17 protein-coding genes and 1 pseudogene are annotated in these 22157 nt (G+C 36.2%); 14 read left to right on the top strand and 4 right to left on the bottom strand.

Annotated elements, in window-relative coordinates:
• Window positions 1–4 precede the first annotated feature (4 nt).
• Window positions 5–1618, top strand: a pseudogene (locus tag WBY99_RS07210) (UxaA family hydrolase).
• A gap of 39 nt (window positions 1619–1657) precedes the next feature.
• Here WBY99_RS07210 and WBY99_RS07205 read toward each other — a convergent pair.
• Entirely contained in the window at window positions 1658–2671 is a 1014-nt protein-coding gene (locus WBY99_RS07205; protein ID WP_423975656.1) for a LacI family DNA-binding transcriptional regulator, read from the bottom strand.
• A 248-nt stretch (window positions 2672–2919) separates the two neighbouring features.
• Between WBY99_RS07205 and WBY99_RS07200 the strand changes: the two genes are divergently transcribed.
• The 6 genes from WBY99_RS07200 (at window position 2920) to WBY99_RS07175 (ending at window position 12836) form a co-directional block, all read left to right on the top strand.
• A complete protein-coding gene (locus WBY99_RS07200; RefSeq protein WP_423975655.1) occupies window positions 2920–4335 on the top strand; it encodes a glycoside hydrolase family 28 protein in 1416 nt (471 codons plus the stop codon).
• A gap of 29 nt (window positions 4336–4364) precedes the next feature.
• Window positions 4365–7358, top strand: a complete 2994-nt coding sequence (locus WBY99_RS07195) for a SusC/RagA family TonB-linked outer membrane protein (protein WP_423975654.1) — start codon at window positions 4365–4367, stop codon at window positions 7356–7358.
• Between the two features lie 44 nt (window positions 7359–7402).
• The gene (locus WBY99_RS07190; protein WP_423975653.1) at window positions 7403–9190 is read left to right on the top strand and encodes a RagB/SusD family nutrient uptake outer membrane protein; all 1788 of its coding nucleotides are present in this window, start codon (window positions 7403–7405) and stop codon (window positions 9188–9190) included.
• A 236-nt stretch (window positions 9191–9426) separates the two neighbouring features.
• A complete protein-coding gene (locus WBY99_RS07185) occupies window positions 9427–10767 on the top strand; it encodes a T9SS type A sorting domain-containing protein (RefSeq protein WP_423975652.1) in 1341 nt (446 codons plus the stop codon).
• Between the two features lie 204 nt (window positions 10768–10971).
• The gene (locus tag WBY99_RS07180; RefSeq protein ID WP_423975651.1) at window positions 10972–11769 is read left to right on the top strand and encodes a T9SS type A sorting domain-containing protein; all 798 of its coding nucleotides are present in this window, start codon (window positions 10972–10974) and stop codon (window positions 11767–11769) included.
• Window positions 11770–12011: 242 nt separating this feature from the next.
• Window positions 12012–12836 (top strand): T9SS type A sorting domain-containing protein, encoded by an 825-nt coding sequence (locus WBY99_RS07175; protein WP_423975650.1) that lies wholly within the window; start codon window positions 12012–12014, stop codon window positions 12834–12836.
• A 311-nt stretch (window positions 12837–13147) separates the two neighbouring features.
• On the opposite strand, the gene ygiD is transcribed toward WBY99_RS07175, so the two are convergent.
• Together ygiD and WBY99_RS07165 are read right to left on the bottom strand one after the other, a co-directional pair.
• Window positions 13148–13975, bottom strand: coding sequence for a 4,5-DOPA dioxygenase extradiol (gene ygiD / locus WBY99_RS07170; protein WP_423975649.1), 828 nt, complete (start codon window positions 13973–13975; stop codon window positions 13148–13150).
• 85 nt (window positions 13976–14060) lie between these two features.
• The gene (locus WBY99_RS07165; RefSeq protein ID WP_423975648.1) at window positions 14061–14570 is read right to left on the bottom strand and encodes a YceI family protein; all 510 of its coding nucleotides are present in this window, start codon (window positions 14568–14570) and stop codon (window positions 14061–14063) included.
• A gap of 219 nt (window positions 14571–14789) precedes the next feature.
• Between WBY99_RS07165 and WBY99_RS07160 the strand changes: the two genes are divergently transcribed.
• From WBY99_RS07160 to WBY99_RS07145, 4 genes are all read left to right on the top strand, one after another.
• Window positions 14790–15485: a phosphatase PAP2 family protein gene (locus WBY99_RS07160; protein ID WP_423975647.1), complete on the top strand. Its 696-nt coding sequence runs from the start codon at window positions 14790–14792 to the stop codon at window positions 15483–15485.
• Window position 15486: 1 nt separating this feature from the next.
• On the top strand, window positions 15487–16056 hold the full coding sequence (locus WBY99_RS07155) for a hypothetical protein (RefSeq protein ID WP_423975646.1): 570 nt from the start codon (window positions 15487–15489) through the stop codon (window positions 16054–16056).
• A gap of 27 nt (window positions 16057–16083) precedes the next feature.
• A complete protein-coding gene (locus tag WBY99_RS07150) occupies window positions 16084–16455 on the top strand; it encodes a phosphatase PAP2 family protein (RefSeq protein ID WP_423975645.1) in 372 nt (123 codons plus the stop codon).
• Between the two features lie 61 nt (window positions 16456–16516).
• Window positions 16517–18658 carry a DPP IV N-terminal domain-containing protein gene (locus tag WBY99_RS07145; RefSeq protein ID WP_423975644.1) on the top strand — a complete coding sequence of 714 codons (2142 nt, stop codon included), beginning with the start codon at window positions 16517–16519 and terminating at the stop codon, window positions 18656–18658.
• A gap of 58 nt (window positions 18659–18716) precedes the next feature.
• Here WBY99_RS07145 and WBY99_RS07140 read toward each other — a convergent pair whose 3' ends face one another.
• Window positions 18717–19265, bottom strand: coding sequence for an L-threonylcarbamoyladenylate synthase (locus WBY99_RS07140; protein WP_423975643.1), 549 nt, complete (start codon window positions 19263–19265; stop codon window positions 18717–18719).
• 149 nt (window positions 19266–19414) lie between these two features.
• Here WBY99_RS07140 and WBY99_RS07135 point away from each other — a divergent pair, with 149 nt between their 5' ends.
• The 3 genes from WBY99_RS07135 to WBY99_RS07125 all read left to right on the top strand — a co-directional run bounded on the left by WBY99_RS07135 (window position 19415) and on the right by WBY99_RS07125 (window position 22018).
• Window positions 19415–20434, top strand: a complete 1020-nt coding sequence (locus WBY99_RS07135; RefSeq protein WP_423975642.1) for an LLM class flavin-dependent oxidoreductase — start codon at window positions 19415–19417, stop codon at window positions 20432–20434.
• Between the two features lie 323 nt (window positions 20435–20757).
• The gene (locus WBY99_RS07130; RefSeq protein WP_423975641.1) at window positions 20758–21201 is read left to right on the top strand and encodes a 6-pyruvoyl trahydropterin synthase family protein; all 444 of its coding nucleotides are present in this window, start codon (window positions 20758–20760) and stop codon (window positions 21199–21201) included.
• Window positions 21202–21247: 46 nt separating this feature from the next.
• A complete protein-coding gene (locus tag WBY99_RS07125) occupies window positions 21248–22018 on the top strand; it encodes a UDP-2,3-diacylglucosamine diphosphatase (RefSeq protein ID WP_423975640.1) in 771 nt (256 codons plus the stop codon).
• The last annotated feature ends 139 nt before the right edge of the window (window positions 22019–22157 follow it).

The following is a 22157-nucleotide window of genomic DNA, read 5'->3' as shown; positions in this document are numbered from 1 at the left end:
AGACATGCAAAAAAAAATAATGAAGGTTAATTCCAATGATAACGTAATCGTTGCATTGATGGATATTGAAGCTGGAGAGAAACTTACTTTTGAAAACGAAGAAATCGTTACGGTAACGCCCGTACAAGCAAAACATAAAATTGCCGAAAAAGATTTTTCAAAAGGAGACAGCATCATTATGTATGGCGTTCTAGTGGGAAAAGCTTATCTCGACATCAAGAAAGGTTAAGTTTTGACGACCGAAAATGTAAAGCATGAAAGTGAAAAAGTATTTGGCAAGAAAACGACTTTAGGCTGGACAGCACCCAATATTGATAAATGGAAAGACAAGACTTTCATGGGCTATCATCGAAAAGATGGTCAGGTTGGAACCAAAAATGTATGGCTCTTTTTTCCTTTGGTTTTCTGTGAGAACAAAAACATCGAGAAGCTGAAAGAAATTTTCGAGAACGAATTATTGCCTAAAAAAGAGGTTTCTTATAAAAATTTCCTACGATCTTTAATTGAAGAAAAAAGCGTAGAAGAAATAGCAGAAAAAACTCCAGAAACCAATCTTTTGGATAATATTGAAGTAAAATTCATTAATCATCAAGGTGGTTGTGGCGGTATTCGTCAGGATTCTGAACTTTTGGCAAAATTACTCGCAGGATATGTGAACAACCCGAATGTTGCGGGAGCTACCATATTAAGTTTAGGTTGCCAAAACTTGCAGATTGATATTTTCAATAAAGCATTAAAGGAAATGAGTCCAAATAATGATAAAGAAATTTTGATCTTCGAGCAACAACAAATCGGAACGACCGATAAAATGTTTCAGATGGTCATCAAAGATTCCTTTGAAGCCATCAAAAGAGCCAACCAAATTCAAAGACAACCTGCACCACTTTCCAAACTGAGTATTGGTCTGGAATGTGGCGGATCCGACGGTTTTTCAGGAATCTCTGCAAATCCTGCATTAGGCGTAGTTTCTGATATTTTTGCGGCATTGGGTGGGAAAACCATCTTGGCAGAATTCCCCGAGTTGTGTGGGGTAGAACAAGAATTAATGGATCGTTGTGTAGAAGAGGAAGATGCAGATAAGTTTTTATCTTTGATGAAAGCCTTTGAGAAATCCGTGGTAGATGCAGGTTCTGGTTTCGATATGAATCCTTCGCCCGGAAATATTAAAGACGGTTTAATCACAGATGCCATGAAATCTGCCGGAGCTGCAAAAAAAGGAGGAACTTCTCCTGTTGTAGATGTTCTTGATTACGGTGAATATATTTCGAAACCCGGTTTAAATTTATTGAACACTCCAGGAAACGATGCCGAATGTACAACTGGATTAGTTGGCGCAGGAGCAACCGTTGTTCTCTTTACGACCGGCTTAGGAAATCCAATGGGAAATCCAATTGCACCAGTGGTTAAAATTTCGTCGAACAGCGCGGTTGTTAAAAGAATGTCAGACATCATCGATGTTAATGCAGGAACAGTAATTACGGGTGAAAAAACCATCCGTGAAGTTGGCGAAGAAATCGTAGATTATATTATTGAGTTGGCAAGCGGAAACGTAGAAACAAAAGCAGATCAGCTGAAACAAGACGTTTTCATTCCTTGGAAAAGGGGAGTTTCATTATAAAAAAAGAAGGGGAATAAATTTTATTCCCCTTTTTATTGTTTATTTTTTAGATGATTTCCGAATAATGAGTTTGGGTTCCATCACTACTTTTTTATCGATTTTAATGTTCTGGCTTGCGTCCATTTGTTCTAGAAATACTTTCGCGGTCATTTTGCCCATCTCAACCGGAAATTGATCGATGGTGCTAATTGATAATTCCTCAAAATTGGTAAAAGGTTCATTTGCAAATCCAATCACAGCTACTTCTTCCGGGATTTTAATATTCCGTGCTTTTAACTCCTGTATTGCTCCTAAGGCCACAAAATCACTGGAAGAAAAGATCGCATCGGGTTTGTCTTCGAGTTCGAATAACTGCGCTACAGCGGTTTTGCCTTCCTCAATTTTACTGTTGGTATGCAAAACGTAATCTTCTCTGTAATCGATTCCATTATCTTGAAGGGCTTGCTTATATCCTTCATGTCGATCGCGAAATATTTCAATTTCAAAATCACCTGAAGCAAGATGAGCAATTTTTCTGCAACCTTGGTCTATCAGGTGTTTTGTCGCCATATATCCGCCTGCAAAATCATCAATGGTTACCGAACTTACGCCATCCATCGTTTTCTTTCTATCAAAGAAAATGAGCGGAATATTCTTTTTTAAAATCTTTTCAAATTGCTTAGAACTCTTACTGGAAGTGGATAAGAAGATGGCATCCACCTGAGAGTTGATGAGTGATTCGATGTTATTGATCTCTTTGGTCTCATCATTATGACTTTGACAGATAATGATGTGGTATCCGCTAGGGTTGAGCTCGTCTTCAATCCCACGAATAACAGAGCCGAAAAAGTTGGTATTGATTCGGGGAACGATTACGCCAATATTATTGCTCTTTCCGCTCTTTAATGCAAGGGCAAGTTTATTGGGTTCATAGTTCATTTTTTCCGCAGTTTCCAATACGAGTTTTTTTGTGGACTCGCTGATGTTTTTATTATTGTTCAACGCTCTGGAAACTGTTGCTGCAGTCACATTTAATACTTTCGCAATATCATAAATAGTAACTTTTTTCACCATAATTGTTTTTGTGTTTTCAGAGTTTTTTTAGAATAAAATTAATTAGATAACGCAAATTTAGCTTTTTAATGACTACTAAAAAGAAAAAAAAGTAATTATTATAGAAGCCTTATACTTAACAAAAGTTTCATAAAAAAAATTTGCATGGTTACACAATTTGTTTATATTTGTAATCGATTACATTTAAAATTATGAAGATTTTTTCTAACTCAAACTTTCGGCTGATACAATACTGTAAGGTATTTATCATGACATTTGTGCTCATCTCTTTTGCCCATTCTTGTATTGCTAAAAACGCTATCGACAACAAAAATGGGGAAAATTTCCCAATGGAGAGAATGTTGGCGATTGAAAAATCGATTAAAGAACCGGTTTTTAAAAATGTGAATTATAATATTCTTGATTTCGGAGCGATTGCGGATGGCAAAACAATGGCTACCGAAAGCATTAAAAAAGCCATCATCACCTGTTCAAAAAACGGAGGTGGAAAAGTAGTGGTTCCTGCTGGAAAATATTTAACGGGACCAATCCATTTAGAAAATAATGTGAATTTACATATAGAAGAAGGAGCTGAACTCTTATTCAGTACCAATACCCAAGATTATTATCCATTGGTTCATACCTCTTTTGAAGGGTTAGAACTTATGAATTATTCCCCTCTTATCTACGCGAAAAATAAAAAAAATATTGCCATTACTGGGAAAGGAACATTGAATGGACAGGGGAGTAATACGAATTGGTGGACTTGGAAAGGAAGCACTACTTATGGATATAGCAAAGGTGATCCCAATCAGAATGAAACCAATAACCTTCCTGCTTTAATGGAAATGGCTGATCAAAATGTTCCGGTAGAAAAAAGGATTTTCGGAGATGGTCATTATCTGAGACCAAGTTTTATTGAACCGTTTGAATGTGAAAATGTTTTGATTAAAGATATTAATATTATCAATGCCCCGTTTTGGATTATTCATCCCATGAAATCAAAAAACGTAATTGTAGATGGAGTAAATATTAAAAGCCACGGTCCAAATAACGACGGGTGTGATCCTGAATATTCGCAAAATGTTTTAATTAAAAACTCAATTTTTAATACCGGAGACGACTGTATTGCCATAAAAGCGGGAAGAGATGCGGAAGGAAGAAGAGTTGGTATTATGAGTGAAAACATTATTGTAAGAGATTGCAAAATGATCGATGGTCATGGCGGTGTGGTGATCGGAAGTGAAATGTCTGCGGGAGTGAAAAATGTTTTCGTGTATAATTGTTTCATGGATAGTCCGCAACTCGATAGAGCTATCCGTTTGAAAACAAATTCGGTTCGCGGCGGAACGGTAGATGGATTATATGTTAAAAAAATTACCGTGGGAGAAGTAAAGGAAGCGGTGCTGCATATTACGATGGATTATAAAGATTACTCTAACCGCAAAGGAGATGCAATCCCGCAAATCAGAAATATTCTTCTGGAAGATGTCATCGTAAAAAACGGCGGAAAATATGCGATTTTTGCTGAAGGTTTGGAGAATTCTAAAATTGAAAATATTACATTCAAAAATGTAAAAATAGATAAAGTACAAGAAAATTTCATGATAAAAAATGTTGATCATCTGAAAATCATCAACACTTATATCAATAATAAAAAAATCGTTATACCATCATCAAATTAATGTAAATTATGAAATACAAAAGTTTACTAATGCCAAGAATTAAATATACTGTTGCGGTATGTGCTCTACTTGGTGCGCAAGGGTTATATGCCCAAAAAAAACCTGTTAAAGATACTGCAGCCCGTACAAAAGACATTGAGGAAGTAGTGATGATTGGATATGGTTCTGCAAAAAAAAGTGACGTAACGGGCTCCGTAGCAACGGTGAGCGGAGATGCACTGAGACAAGTACCGGTATCCAATATCGCTGAAGCCTTGACCGGAAAAATTGCGGGTGTACAGGTAACCACTTCTGAAGGATCTCCTGATGCAGAAATCAGCCTGAAAGTTCGTGGTGGTGGTTCTATCACCCAGGACAGCTCACCGCTGATTATTGTTGATGGTTTCCCGGTAAAGGGAATGAGTGAAGTTTCGCCATCGGATATTGAAAGCATTACGGTGTTGAAAGACGCATCTTCTACCGCCATATATGGTTCCAGAGGAGCTTACGGTGTTGTTTTGATTACAACAAAAGGGGCTAAAAGTGGAAAAATAACAGGTGCATTTAATTCCTTTACTGGGTATAAATCGCTTGCCAAAGAAATTGATGTTTTGTCGCCTTATGACTATGCGAAATGGCAGTATGAGAATGCATTGCTCTTGGGAAATGTTGCAACCACTTATGACAAGTATTTCCTTCCTTTTAGTCAGATTGATCAATATAAATCTTATGAGCCTATGGATTGGCAGAGAAGGATCTATGGCAACACGGGAGTTACTCACAGTAATGATATATCGTTAAGAGGAGGTAATGATAAAACCAGTTACAGCGTTAACTTCGCAAGATATAATGATGATGGGATTATGATTGGTTCTGGTTATAAAAGGGATAATTTTACAATGAACCTTAAAAATAAACCGACCAATAATGTAGATATATCGGTAACAATGCGATATTCTAATACCGATATTTTTGGAAGTGGAGCCAATGAGCAAAAAGAATTCTCCAATACCGACGGAAGACTTCGTCATAGTGTAGGTTATTCGCCAATAGATATTCCGGCACTTACTACCGATGATACCGATGAAGCTGTAGCAGGTTATTTGGTAAACCCTTATGTTGCTGTCGCTGATAACGACCGTAAACAGAACAAAAAAAACTACACCATTCAGGGAGGATTAGGTTGGAGTCCAATTAAAAATTTGAAATTTCAGTCTAATCTAGGAATGGATTTTTCCAGATATCAGGATTTCCGTTATTATGGTAGATCAACTTATTTTGTGAAAAATAATGCACCGGCAATTTTCCAAGGAGTTCCAGCGCTAAATTTTGTAAATACCGAAAACCAGAGCTTCCGTGTTGCCAATACCTTAACCTATGATTTCAAGAAAATTCTAGGAGACAATCATTCTTTGAAACTAATGATAGGACAAGAATATAACAATCTCAGCTCAAATACAGTGACCTCTGTTAATTACGGATTTCCTAAATATTTCTCATTTGATGATGTGGTACATTTAACTTCAGAGTCAAAACACCAGACTCTTGAAAACGTTTATGCGCCAGATGATAGAATGTTTTCATTCTTTAGTCGTTTAAATTATGACCTTTTTAACAAATATCTGTTAACAGCAACTGTAAGAGCAGATGGTTCTAGTAAATTTTTAGGAGATAATAAATGGGGTTACTTCCCTTCGCTAGCAGTGGGTTGGAAAATAAGCCAGGAAAACTTCTTAAATGATGTGAACTGGATTAAATTGTTGAAACTTAGAGCCAGCTACGGACAGGCTGGTAACAACGGAATCCCGACAGGACAAACCGTTCAGCTTTATCAGTCTACACCCAATTCATGGATCAATGGTGTCAGTACTTATTGGGCTGCCTCAAAAATTATGGCCAATCCGGATTTGATATGGGAAACTACTACTACACAGAACGTCGGTTTAGATTATGAATTGTTCGGAGGTAGAATTAATGGGTCTGTAGAAATCTATAAAAATATTACCAAAGATCTTTTGATTCCTTTCCCAACCCCGGGTACAGGTTATGATGCACAATGGAGAAATATGGGCGAAACTCAAAACAAAGGAATTGAAACCACCATTAATATTGATGCTATTAAAAAAGCAGATTACTCTTTGAGTATGGGATTCAATATTTCATTTAATAAAAATAATATCAATTCACTGGGACATGGTTTAGAAGATGGCTGGGCTCAGTCTTCAAACGTGGCTTCTGCTATTGGAACCGACTTTTTGGTGAATTTAGGGTTGCCACTTGGAATCATGTATGGATACTTGAGTGACGGACGATATGAAGTGTCTGATTTCAATTATAACAATGGAGTTTACACCTTAAAAGCTGGGATTACAAATGCTTCAGCAATTGTAGGTACCGTAAAACCAGGATCTATGAAATTAAAAGATATCAGTGGTGATGGTATCGTAGATGCTGCTGACCGTACCATTATTGGAAATGCAAATCCTAAACATACCGGCGGTTTTACCCTGAATGCAACGGTTAAGAATTTTGACCTTTCTGCAGCATTTAACTGGAGTGTCGGAAATGATGTTTATAATGCCAATAAAATAGAATTCAGTACTTCACCACAGTCTTCACCAGCAGGACAGTTCCGAAATTTAAATACAGGAATGGCTGATGGGATTCGCTGGACGAATATGGATGCTTCTGGAAATCTCGTGACTGATCCTGCCGCTTTAGAAGCACTCAATGCTGGAACTACCATGTGGTCACCTTATATGCCGCGATATGTATTCAGCGATTGGGCAGTAGAAGATGGGTCGTTCCTAAGACTGAACACCCTTACTTTAGGATATTCACTTCCAGAAAGTTTTGTTAGAAGCATCAGTCTTACCAAAATTAGACTTTATGCCTCAGCTTACAATGTTTTCGTGATCACAAACTACTCAGGTCAGGATCCGGAAGTTAATACCAGAAGACAAACTCCGATGACTCCAGGTGTAGATTATTCAGGTTTCCCTAGAAGCCGCCAAGTGGTTTTTGGAGTTAATCTTAATTTCTAAATAACCCAAAATAAATAATTGATCATACTATAAATTTTAAAATAATGAAAATAACAATAAAACTTTCAATCCTGTTTTTATCCTTGACGGTACTTTCGTGCAAACAAATAGGAGATGATATGGTTACGGTAGGTTCTCCGTCAGCTTTATCAGAATCGGTTATCTTCTCCAACGTTGATCTTGCTAAAGGAGCTGTTGATGGTATTAAAATTCCCATGGCTGAAACCAATTCTTACAGAGGAAGATGGATTCCGTTTTATGGAATGAACACCGATACCGAATGGTTTAATGCATCTGAATCGACATCTAATGACAAAGCCGATTTATGCGTATATGATACCAAAAAGAATAATAGCCAGATGAACGATCCAAAGAATGTTTGGGCGATGATGTACACAGGTATCGAAAGAGCTAATCTTTGTATTCGTGGATTGAGAACCTACGGGAATCCTGTTCCTGGTTCAGATTTAGGATATCTTTTGGGCGAAGCTTTAGCTTTAAGAGCGATTTATTATTCTGATTTGGTTAAAGGATGGGGTGATGTTCCTGCAAGGTTTGAGCCTATTACTACTGAAACAGTATATATGGCAAAATCTAGCAGAGATGTTATTTATAAACAACTTTTGATGGATCTTGAAGAAGCAGCTACGCTTGTGCCATGGCCAAATGGGAACGCAGCAACTACATCAGTAGAAAGAATTAATAAAGCATTTGTAAAAGGTTTAAGAGCAAGAGTTGCTTTAGCTGCTTCAGGATATTCGCAATATCCTGATGGAATCAGAAGAAGTACAGACCCTGAATTATCAGTTGCCAAATTATATCCTATTGCTTTACAAGAATGTAGAGATGTCATCAACAGTGGATCTGCAAAACTAGAACCTACTTTTATAGGTTTGTGGAAAAAATACAATCAAGAAGTGCTTGCAGCGGGAGGAGAATCACTTTGGGAAATACCTTTTGATGCAGGGAGAGGACGTGTTCTGTTTACATTTGCAGTAAACCATGCCACCAACGATCAATACCAGCAAATGGGTAGCAACATTGGTGGACAAGGAGGACCATTACCAAATGTTTTCTATGATTTCGATGTAAAAGATAGCAGACGTGATGTTACCTGTGTTCCTTACAAATGGGGAAATGCAGTGAGCGGAAAAGCGAAACAAGAAGTGGGTGCATTTAACAGATGGTACTTTGGGAAATACCGTTTCGAATGGATGAGCAGATTGGTAACTTCTACCAATGACGACGGGGTGAACAAAATCTACATGCGTTACGCAGAAATTTTACTCATGGCTGCAGAAACAGCAAACGAACTGGAAGGTCCTGCATCTGCTGCAGTTTATTTGAAACAACTTAGAAATAGAGCTTTCGCGGCAGCAGACAGACCGGAAAAAGTAGAAAATTATGTGAACGCATTAACTTCAAAACAAAGTATGTTCAATGCTATTGTGGCTGAACAGGAATACGAGTTTACCGGTGAAATGGAACGTAAACTTGCTTTGATCAGATGGAATCTTCTTGGAACTAAAATGGCAGACGCAAAAGCCAGACTTACAGAACTGAAAAACCGTACCGACCGATATGCAGATGTGCCTTCCGTCCTGTATTATAAATATGCAGCAGATAATGAGACGCTGATTATCTATGGACTGAACCGCGGAGAAAACACAGATCCGGGTGCTGGTTGGACTGCAGTTGACTGGACTTCGCTTTCAGATTCCAAAATCGCTTCTCTTTATAGAAACAACCCAGATACCAAACAGTTTTGGCCAATCTGGCAAGTATTTATTGAAGGGAGCAATAATATGCTTACAAACGATTACGGATACTAGATTTATAATTTAATGACCCATTTAAAACTTGTCACTTTTAAAACTTATTTTTTAAATGCTGACAAGTTTTTTTTATTATAATAATATTTAAACTTTTTTAAGAAATATTTTATCATTGTTAAAGATGAATTACCAGAAAATTGAAGTTTTCTCGAAAACAAAATTTTCTTTTTACTATATCTATTCTTCGCTAAAAAAGGGTCTCATAAAAAAAATTAAACTTTAAAATAACTAAAATGAAAAGATATTTTTACGTTATTCAGGCTTTCTTAATGAGTGTTTTAGGATACAGCCAAAATTACTATCAAGCTTCACCAGAAGGTTACGGTGCAGCAACAACCGGCGGCGGAAGTGCAACACCAATTACCGTTACAGATTACGCAACCTTGAAAACACAACTTACTTCAGCAGGTGCGAAAGTAATCTTGGTTTCAGGAATAATCACGTTTCCTAAAGATGGAATAATCAGTGCGGTGGTTTCTAACAAATCATTAATTGGACTTTCCGGAGCAAAGTTGGTCAATGAAAATCAAACCGGCGCAGGAATTTTGAATTTTAAAACTGGTTCAAATAACATTATCGTTCGAAATCTCATTTTCGTTGGTCCAGGTGCGTATGACGTAGATGGTCCGGATAATTTGACAAACAAAGGAGCAACCAACGTTTGGGTAGATCATTGCGAGTTTCAGGATGGGCAAGACAGCAATTTCGACAATGTAGGTCTTACCGATAAAGTAACCGTTTCTTGGTGCAAATTCACTTATTTGAAAGCACCAATTCCTGGAGGATCTGGAGGAACTGCAGACCACCGATTTTCAAATCTTGTGGGTTCAAGTGCAACTGATGCGCCTGCAGACGGACATTACAGCATCACTTTTCAAAGCAATTATTGGGCGGAAGGTTGCAAAGAAAGAATGCCTCGTGCAAGAAACGCAGAACTTCATTTATTGAATAATTACTATTACACTTCCGTTCCCGGAGCGCTTGCAATTGGTTTGGGTGGAGGCATCAACAATTCTACGGTTTATGTGGAGAATACAAATTTTGCCAAAGTCTCCAATGTTTTTAAGAGTTATGTTTCTACAGACGGCGGCACCATTGCAATCAATTACGCAAACAGCATCTACAATGGAGCTCCCGTAAATCCCGCATTAAATATCGGTACAGTACCTGCTCCAACTTATGCTTATACAGCGATGCCAGTTACAGATGTTCAAACTTATATACCTGATCTAGGATGTGGAGCAGGTGCTACTTTACAGGTTGCGACAAATGGAACAATTACGCCGGGAGTTTGTAGTTTCATGGGAGTTGCAAATATTGAAAAATCACAAAACATTAAGGTTTATCCTGTTCCTGTAAAGGATGTTTTAAATATCGAATTACCAGAAAGCAAATCTGGACTTGCCCAAATTGAAATCTATTCGGTTGATGGTAAGAAGGCGATTCACTTGACCTTACAGAGCAATGGAAGTAAGAAAATCAGCATCAATACTGAAAAACTATCCTCTGGTGTTTATTTTGGAACCGTTGAAATTTCTGGTAAGAAATATTCCGTAAGATTCATTAAAAGCTAAAATTGGCTTTTATCATTATTAATTCAGTGCAATCAAATCTTTTGGTTGCACTTTTTATATTGTAGTTAAATCCTTATGAATAGATGATACAATTTCTACTAAAAGCTTTCAAAAAAAAACAGGAGAATTAAAAAAAATCCCTACATTTGTGTAATCGATTACAATAATAATTAAAACAGTATCAACAAATTAAAAAAAATGATCATGAAAAAAACATTACTTTTTGCGCTGATGTGCGCAATGGCTTCTACACTTACAGTGAAAGCACAAATTACCCTACCTAAAGTTTGGGATTTTGGGAATGATACTACGAATTGGCCTTTAAACGCAGGTACCAACGTAGCGGATAAAACAATAGATCAATTAGGTCTTTTCAGTAAATCGGACGGAACTATTGTGAATTTTGGAGCAATAACCGCAACCTCATATACTTACTCCGACAGTTATATGAGTGCAAACCGTCTTCAATTAAACGGTTCGGGTTATCCATCTAGTCCGGGATTTGTGACCATGCCTAACCAGCGGTATTTATATTTTGATGTAAGTGGTACCGCTACCGTAACGGTTTGGTTTAGATCAGGAAGCAACAGTGCTGCCAGAACAGTATTTGTTACAGATGGTACGAATGTTTTAGGAGAAGCTACAACTGATACCGCAGGAACGGGGGTTATTTTTACTGCGAAGAAAACAACGTCTGGTACCGAAAGGCTTTATGTGTATGGCGACAGCGCATGTAATATTTCTAAAATCACGGTAACATCTGGGACGTTAGCAACAGCTACTGTTACCCAATATTCGGCCAATGTATTTGCCAACGGCAACCAAGTTCATGTTACCAATTTGAAAGGAAATACCAATATTTTGGTATATACGATGAATGGAGCTTTGGTCAATACATTCAATACCAAATCGGATATTATATTTGATTTAAAACCAGGTGTTTATATTGTAAACACAAAGTCCGATCAGGGAACAAAATCTCAAAAAGTGGTTGTAAAATAATTTCACTAGGAAATAAACCTTTAGAAGCAGCGGCATCAGTAGAAGTCGCTGCTTCTGTTTTTTATAAACAATTACAGCCTTATTGTGTGAAATGATGACAGCGCTTAAAGCTTTCATATTTACCGATAAATGGAAAATTATCTTTAAATTTTTATTGAATTAAAAAAAATGTTATTATATTTGTGTAATCGATTGTATTAAATTTAACTAACCAATAATCAACAATTTAAAAATCATTTATTATGAAAAAAACATTACTTTTCGCATTCGCAAGTTTACTGTTGGCATTCTCTGCAAAAGCACAAACAACATCATGGGACTTCAGTAATGATGCGACTAACTGGCCGCTAAGTGCAGGAATTGGTAACTCACAGGTTGTAAAATTAGGATTGGGAATGTTTCCAATTGCAACTAACACTAATTTTGGAGCAATTACAAATTCGTCCCAAGTTAGTTTTTCTGACGGATATGTGGCAACAGGAAACCGTTTCCAAAACAATGGCGGTGGTGCTGCTACAGCGGGCACTTATAAACCTACGCAGCGTTATTTCTTTATTCAGGTAAGCGGCGCTTGTACAGTAAAAGCATGGTATAAAAGTGGAAGTGGTGGTGCTGTAAGAACGGCATATATTACCAACGGAGACAACACGCTTTATGGTTCCGCTGCAACCAGCCCTTCTGCAACGCCAGCAGATACTGCAATTCTTACTGCTAATATCCCGTCAGCCGGAACTTTCTACATCTATACTGATGCGGCAATCAATTTTTATAAAATCGAGGTTACTGGAGCTTCTGTTGTAACGACATTGGATTCTAATACGATAGCTTTAGCTACTTCGGAAACGGCAGCAAGCAAAATTTCTACCGCTATTTTCTCAGAAGGCAGTAAGGTATATATATCTAAGGTTTCAGGCGATACCAAAGTAAATATTTACAATACCAATGGCGGACTTGTAAAATCTGCAAATACAAAATCAGACATTAATTTTGAATTAAAAACAGGTGTTTATATTGTAAACGTACAGACTGATAAAGGAGTGAAATCCCAAAAAGTTTTAGTGAAATAAATTTTTATAATTTTCTTTTTCAATTATATTTAGAAAGAGGCTTTTTCATATCTAGTGAAAACGGCCTCTTTTTTTTATTTTTCTCAAACTCTTATTCGAACGCAGTTTCTAAATGTTTTCGCCTCTTGAACTCATGCTCGTTTACTGAAAAAAGAAATTTCCTTTTCCCCATCCCCAAATGATGATTAAAAGCGATGTCTTTCTTAATCAATACTCAACGAAAATTACCAAATCTTACGATATGAATTTTTGCTGTTTTTTCTAAATTTCATAAAAAAAGATTCAGGATAATTTCTGAATCTTTTTTATTTTTAACCGATTTTCAAACTCGTCATACTCAAACTTCCGCCAATAAGTTCGTCGTTGAACAACGAAAGATTTTCCGACTTTTCCTTTAAGCCTAAAGAATAAATCAAAGGCAAATAATGATCGGGAGTTGGAACTGCGGTTTGCAAGAATGTTCCTTGTTTTTCGTAATCAATTAAGTTCTGGAAATTACCATCGACAATCCAGTTATTGGTTTTTTCGCGGGCTTCAATTGCCCAATCATAACCGAAACCAACGGTATCGATATTTCGGTAATCTACCATTCGTAAATTATGGACGATGTTTCCGCTGCCGATAATTAAAATCCCTTTTTCTCGTAATTTCGAAAGTTTTTTCGCCAAATCGAAATGATATTGTGCTGGTTTCGTATAATCAATACTCAATTGAATCACCGGAATATCTGCATTTGGATACAAATGTTTAATCACGCTCCATGCACCGTGATCGAGCCCCCAATTGTGATCTTCTTCCACCAGATTCGGGAGCAAAAGTTCTTTGGTTTCGGCTGCCAATTCTGGATTTCCCGGCGCAGGATAATTGACATCGAAGAGTTCTTTCGGGAAACCATAAAAATCGTGAATGGTTCTCGGCATTTCCATCGCAGTAACGAAAGTTCCGTTCGTAAACCAATGTGCCGAAATACAAAGAATGGCGTTCGGTTTCGGGATTTCTTTAGAAATATTTCGGAAACCTTGCACAAACTCGTTTTCTTCAATGGCGTTCATCGGCGAGCCATGTCCTAAAAATAGAACCGGCATTTTTTCGGTGCTTTTGAAACCGTCGGAAATGTTGGATAAATCGTTGATATTCATTTTTGAATTTTTATTTAAAAAAACAAAGTTCACCCGATAATAAAATCAGAGTGAACTTTGAAAAACTAAACTATGAAATTTTTATTTATGCTTTTACAAACTGCAATTCGCCTGCAATTTTCACATCATCTGAAACCATTACGCCACCAGTTTCTAGGGCAGCATTCCAGTTTAAACCGAAATCACTTCTTTTAATTTTTCCTTCAAATGAGAAACCTGCTTTGGTGTTTCCCCACGGATCTACATTGATTCCGCCAAAATCTACCTCTAATTTAACGGGTTTTGTAACGCCATTAATTGTAAGATTTCCAGTAATATCATTATTTAAAGAATCGCTTTCGAAAATAATTTCAGGATTTGTTTCAGCATTAAAAAACTCTGCACTTTTTAAATGAGTATCTCTGTCTGTATTGTTGGTATTCACAGAACCTGTTTGGATGGTTGCTTTTACCTGTGCGTTTTTGAACGTATCATCTTCGGTTTCTAAAGTTACTGTAAAATCATTAAAGTTTCCTTTAACATTAGAGATCATCATGTGTCTTACTTTAAAAGTAATTTCGCTGTGTGTTGGATCTAAATTCCACTTTGTTGACATAATATTTTATTTATTTGGTTAATATTAAATTTTGATAGTGCAAAGATACTTCGTTGAAAGAATGTTCACATTGATGTAAGTTAAGAAAACGATTTTGCAGTCAATTCAATTTTTCTGTTATGTAAATTTATTCATTAAAAATATTTTTAATTGAATTTTAAGATACTTTAACGCAAGATGTATTCTTTTTCATAAATTTGTTTCAAAAATTAAGGCTATATGAAAAAGTGGATTTCTTTATTCATCGTATTCAATATGTTTGTTTTGAGTTTCTCTCAAAACAAAGATTCTTTAAATATTGAAAATAAACGGTATGATTATAAATATAAGAAACTTTATGTGCCAGTGGGATTAATGATTGCTGGCGCCGCACTCGACGGTAACGGTAGCAAAAGTATTAAAAATCAAATTAAAGATTATCGGAATTCCCATTATCCAGACTTTAAATATCATATCGATGATTATGCTCAGTATGCCCCTTTTGTAGCACTCTACGGTTTTGAATGGTTAGGGATGACACCGCGAACCGACTGGAAAAATAGAACAGCAATTGCCATTAAAGGTGAACTTCTTACTCTCGCTTTGGTCTATACTCTGAAAATAACATTAAATGAAAAACGCCCCGACCGAAGTGCTTATTCATTTCCTTCAGGTCATACTGCGGATGCTTTTGCTGGCGCAACCATTCTAGCCATGGAATACGGCGAAAACTATAAGTGGGTTCCATATGCTTCCTACAGCGTTGCTACAGGCGTTGGAGTGATGCGAATGGCGAATAATAAGCATTATATTTCGGATGTGCTTTTTGGAGCAGGTTTGGGGATTTTGTCAATGAAAGTTGCCTATTGGACTCATCAATATAAATGGAATAAACCGCAATCTGAAACCGATCCTTTTGCTGGGAATATTTATTAGCATGAAAAAATTCCTCTTTTTAAGTCTATTTTCTTCCACATTGATATTTTCTCAATTACAGGATTCTATTGTCGACAAGAAAACTCAGGAATATAAAGTGTTCGACAATATCACTTTAATTTATAGCAAACCCAGAATTTCTAATATTTATTCAGAAATTCCTAAAAATTTTGTCGGCGTTGCCAAAAATGTGGTGGATAAAGAGACCTATCTGTATTCCTTGGCTGCTCTAGGTGCTACTGCTGCATTGATTCCGGTAGATCCTATATTGATTAGAACGAGCAGAAAATTTGGCGAAAATATTGGGTTTAGTGAAAATCACACCTATCATCATTTAGGTCCTTTGCAAATAATTCCGGGAGATGCTGGTTCTTTTTTTTACTTTATGGGAAACGGAACTACTTTTCTTCTAATTGGGGCCGGTTTAGCTACTTATGGGTTGATTAAAAATGATTACCGTGCTCAAAGCACTTCAATGCAATTGGTACAAGGTGTTTTACTGGCGGGACTTTTTTCGCAACCTTTAAAAAGAATTACCGGAAGAGAAAGTCCTTTCGAAACAATGGCATAAGGTAGAGATCATAGTTATTGGACTTTCATGCCTTCATTTTCAGCCTATCAAAAAACGACTTCAAAATATGACGCAATGTCTTCCGGACATTTAACCACCGGAATCGCAGCTTGGGTTATTTTGTCTGAAAATTATCCCGAAAAAATATGGATCAAACCGTTTGGTTTTGCCTTGATGGGTTTAATGAGCGTAGAAATGGTTCAGAGCAAAGTGCATTGGACTTCAGATTACCCAATCGCTATTCTTTTGGGTTATCTACTCGGGAAAAATGTTGCAAAAAATGCAATGATAAAAAAAACCGAAAATTCTTTATCTTACGAAAAGAAAAAATATAATTTTACGATTGCATCTTCTAATGTGTACGGAATTCAGACGATGCGAATGGGTATTAATTTTTAAATTAACATTTTCTTAACAATGTCGGTTTTATTTCTTATTTTTAGCCACTTAAATTTAAGAAATGAAATTTTCAAAATATGCACATTTATTCCTCTTTGCAGGAAGTTTTTTCTTAGCGCAACAGCAAAAATTTAGCATTGCAGAATCTGTAAATGGACTTAGAAGCAATCTTGCCGTTAAAAATATTTCACAGTTTTCTTGGAGCGACGATGGTAAAGCTTTTTATCAAAGCACCAAAAATGCTTATTTAGTAACAGAAGTCCCGACTTTGAAACAAGATACTTTGGTTTCTCTTTATCAACTCAATAAAAACATTTCTTCGGAAAATAAGCTGAAAATGTTCCCAAGAATTACTTTCATCAATAAAAGCAAAGGATATTTTGCCCAAAACTCACAATATTATTGGATTGAAAATACCGGAAAAGAATGGAAAGTAAAAGAATGGATGACTTTAGATAAAGACGCAGAAAACACGCAGATGTTCAGCGATAATCAAGGTTTTGTTTATACCATTAAAAATAATTTATTCCTCAACAGAAACGGGAAAGTGGTTGCGATTACCAATGATGAAAATAAAGATATTATAAACGGACAAGCCGTTCACCAAAGAGAATTTGGAATTAGCAATGGGATTTTCATCTCGCCAGATAATTCCAAAATTGCGTTTTATAGAATGGATCAAACGATGATTCCAGATTATCCGATTATTGATTGGAGTGTAACGCCGGCGGTGAACAAAAACATCAAATATCCAATGGCGGGAACGCCTTCTCATCATGTGACTTTAGGAGTTTATGATGTTAAAACCAACAAAACAACTTTCCTGAATATTGAAGGTGATCCTGAACAATATCTCACCGCAATTACTTGGAACCCAGATTCGAAATCGGTTTTTATAGGCGTTTTAAATCGTGATCAAAATGATTTAAAAATGAATCAGTATAGCGCTTCTTCCGGAGAATTTATGAAGAAAATGTTCGAGGAAAAATCGGATAAATATGTGGAACCACAACAGCAATTATTGTTTTTCCCGAATTCTACTACCGATTTTATTTGGCAAAGTCAACGAACGGGGTTCAACCATCTTTTCCATTATAATACAGAAAAAGGTTTGGTGGCACAACTGACCAAAGGCGATTGGCTGGTAACTGATATTCTCGGTTTTAATGAAAAAAGGAAAGAAATTTTTTATGTTTCTACCCAAGAATCTCCTTTAGAAAGGCATCTTTATAAATTAGATTATACGAATTTTAAAACCCAAAGATTAGATGAAGGAGCAGGAATGCATTCGGGAATTTTAAGCAAAGACGGAACGCAACTTTACGATTCGTATAGCAATGCCACAACGCCGAGAAGCATTAATTTAATTAATACGAATACAGCGAAAGTTAAAAATATTTTGACTTCAGAAAATACTTTGAAAAATTACCAAAGACCAGAAATCAAGAATCTAACGCTGAAAGCTGACGATGGAACTCCACTTTACGGAAAAATAATTTTGCCGACCGATTTCGATGCGAACAAAAAATATCCGGTAATTGTGTATTTGTATAATGGTCCGCATGCTCAGCTGGTAACGGATTCTTTCCCAGCATCTGGAAATCTTTGGTACGAGTTTATGGCGCAAAAAGGATACATCGTTTTCACAATGGATGGGCGAGGTTCTTCTAATCGTGGATTGAAATTCGAGCAGGCGATTTTTAGAAATGTGGGCGAAACCGAAATGAAAGATCAATTACAAGGAGTTGCTTATTTGAAATCGTTACCTTATGTGGATGCCGATCGATTGGGAATTCATGGTTGGAGTTATGGTGGATTTATGACCACGAGTTTCATGTTGAAGCATCCAGACTTATTTAAAGTTGGAGTTGCTGGTGGGCCGGTGATCGATTGGACTTTATATGAAATTATGTACACCGAAAGATATATGGATTCGCCACAAGATAATCCTGAAGGTTACAAGCAAGCCAATCTTTTAGATAAAGTTCAGAATTTAAAAGGGAAACTCTTAATGATTCACGGTGCGCAAGATAACGTGGTGCTTTGGCAACATTCCATTAAGTTTTTGAAAGCTGCGGTGGACAATGGCGTTCAGCTGGATTATTTCGTTTATCCTGGCCACGAACACAATGTTCAGGGGAAAGACCGGGTTCATTTAATGCAGAAAGTGACTGATTATTTTGATGAATATTTGAAGAAATAAAATAACAAAAACCGGAAAGTAATTTCCGGTTTTTTTTGTGTTTAAAAGATAGTGGAATTTATTCCCGAATCACTTTCACTCTTCCATCATTCCAAATTCTAATCACAGAAGAACCCGAATATTCTGAGACTTTATTGTGGTTCTCTTCTGCAACTGCATCCACAGAATTAATGATTTCTTGTGAAATATCCGAGAATTTCATCGGTGATTTTTCTCCGCTAAAATTTGCGGAAGTAGAAACCAAAGGCTTATTCAATTTCGTGATGATCTTTTTTAAGAATAAATCATCCACCAAACGAATTCCAATGCTTCCGTCTTCTGCCAATATTTCTTTCGGCAACCCTTTCGGATGGTCATAAATTAAAGTCACCGGTTTTTCCGATAAATCCATGATTTCCCAAGCCATTTCGGGAACCTCCACTAAATCCTCCAAACGTTTCGCAGATTCTACCAAGATAATCATCGATTTGTTTTTCTCCCGTTTTTTGATTTCGAAAATTTTGTTGATGGCTTCAACATTCGTTGCATCACAACCAATTCCCCAAATCGTATCGGTAGGATAAAGGATTGTTCCGCCAGATTTTAAAGTGTCGATGAGTTTTTCCATGAATGATGTTAAAAGTTTTTAAAGACAATTTCGCCCATTGCAAAAGTAATTAAAAAATAGAACCTCAATTCAATGATCCGTTCTTATCATTCATCAACGTTTTTTCGTTACGTTTTCCAGTAAATTTGTAAATCTAAAATCTTAAAAATATGGAATTAGGAATAGGAATGTTTGGCGATTTAGCTTTCGACCAAAAAACAAGAAAATATAAAGACGCAGGAATTAAAATCCGTGAAATTTTAGGACAAATAAAATTAATGGATGAGGTTGGAATTGATGTTTTCGCAATGGGGGAACATCACCGTCCAGATTATGCGGTTTCGTCGCCCGAAATGGTTTTGGCAGCTGCTGCGAGCATCACGAAAAATATTAAATTAGCAAGTGGCGTAACGGTTTTAAGTTCATCTGAACCGGTGAAAGTGTATGAAGATTTCGCCACTTTAGATTTAATTTCAAACGGAAGAGCCGAGATATTTGTCGGTCGCGGAAGTTTCATCGAATCGTTTCCTTTGTACGGATATTCGCTGAATGATTACGAACAGCTTTTCGATGAAAAATTAGATTTATTGCTAAAAATAAATTCAGAGGAAAACGTTTCCTGGAAAGGAAAATTGCGCGCTCCAATGGAAAACCAAACCGTTTATCCAAGAGCTAAAAATAACGGAAAAATTCCAATTTGGAGAGCCGTTGGTGGAACGCCACAATCTGTTTTAAGTGCCGCAAAATTGGGAATGCCTTTAGTTGTCGCGATTATTGGCGGAATGCCGATTCAGTTTAAAAATTTAATCGAATTTTACAAACAGGAATATCTCGCAGCCGGTCACCCAGAATCTGAAATGCAAATCGCGATTCATTCCCACACTTTCGTGAGTGAGGATCAAAATGTGATTGATGGATATTTCGAAAACTATAAATCTCAAATGGATCGAATTGGCGCAACGAGAGGTTGGTCGCCTTATACCAAAATGCAGTATGAAGGCGGAAGAGCGAAAGAAGGTGCTTTATTTATTGGAAATGTAAATGAAGTGGCAGATAAAATCGCTTACATGAAAGAAATTTTCGGAATCACCAGATTTATTGGTCACATGGATGTTGGTGATCCTGAAAATGAAGTGATGATGAAATCGATCGAATTATTTGGTGAAAAAGTGGCGCCAGAAGTAAGGTAATTGATTTTCGTTGCGCAATTTATTTATAAATACGCTGAAAATCAATTTGTTGATTCTTAAGTAAGTCTTAATCGCTTAATGAGTCTTAATGGTTTTGAATGTTAATATAGAATGTTTAAACTTATTTTAAACATTATTAGATAAGTCAGTTTCAAAATCGAATGTGTAAAAAATAAAAATTATATTAAATTTAAATAGATGTAATTAGTAATAGTTGTAAATCTTTGAGAACCTTTATCTAAGTGAAACCTTTGCGTCTTTTGCGTGAAAAATGCATTTACGTAATAACTCTAAAAATATTAAACTTTCTTTATCTTTGCAAAATGATACGCATCACCAAAATTTTCACTTTCGAAACCGCCCACGTTCTTTATAATTATGACGGAAAATGCAAAAATATGCACGGGCATTCCTACAAACTTTTTGTTACCGTAAAAGGAAATCCCATCAATGATTTAGAACATCCGAAAAACGGAATGGTTGTAGATTTTGGAGATATCAAAAATATCGTAAAATCAGAAATTCTTGATGTTTGGGATCATGCAGTAATGTTGAACGGGATTTCACCACACAAAGAATTGGGCGAAGATTTAGAGCAAAAAGGTCATAAAGTGATTTATTGCCAATACCAACCGACTTGCGAAAATATGCTCTACGACATTGCCGAAAAAATTAAAACTCAACTTCCAAATCACGTTCAATTAGCCTACTTGAAACTTCACGAAACCGAAAACTCTTACGGAGAATGGTTTGCAGAAGAAAATTAATGGGACAATTTGAAAAATTTGAAATTTTTTGTGTTTAAATAAAAAAATGAAAATCACTTTACAACAAAATAAAAAAATATATTTCGCTTCCGATCAACATTTTGGTGCACCAACTCCAAAGGAAAGCAAGATTCGAGAAGAGAAATTTATTCGTTGGTTGGATGAGATAAAATCTGATGCACAGGTTTTATTTCTGATGGGCGATTTATTTGACTTTTGGCACGAGTGGAATCACGTGATTCCTAAAGGTTACGTTCGTGTTCTCGGGAAATTAGCAGAATTGAAAGATTCCGGGATTGAACTTTTTATGTTCGTAGGAAACCACGATTTGTGGATGAAGAATTATTTCGAAGAAGAAATCGGTTGTAAAGTATATTTTGAAAAACAGTATTTCGAAATCAACGGAAAGAATTTTCTACTCGCTCACGGCGATGGTTTAGGGCCTGGTGATAAAGGTTATAAAAGAATGAAAAAACTCTTTACCAATCCCATAGCACAATGGTTTTTTAAATGGTTGCATCCCGATATTGCAATGAAAATAGCAATTTATGCTTCCACCAAAAATAAAATGATTTCCGGTGAAGAAGACAAAGCTTTTCTCGGCGAAGACAAAGAATTTCTCATCATTTATTCCAAAGAAAAACTGAAAACCGAAAAAATAGATTATTTTATTTATGGTCATCGTCACTTACCGATGGTTTTGGATTTAAATATTAATGAAAATCAAGCAAAATACATCAACCTCGGCGATTGGATTTCCTATTTCACTTATGGTGAATTTCAGGAGGATTTTGAACTGAAAATTTTTGAAAAATAATTTTTCTTAATAATTTTAACATTAAGAAAATTAAGCGATTAAGAAAAATATTACTTATTATTTATTAAGATTTGTAGAATCAAATTAAGCGGATGGCTTACATCAATTTTATTGATCCCGATAACTATCGGAATTAATG

Origin of the sequence: Kaistella sp., from assembly GCF_049588135.1 — a bacterium.
GTDB lineage: Bacteria > Bacteroidota > Bacteroidia > Flavobacteriales > Weeksellaceae > Kaistella.
This window is presented reverse-complemented; position numbering and strand designations above follow the sequence as displayed.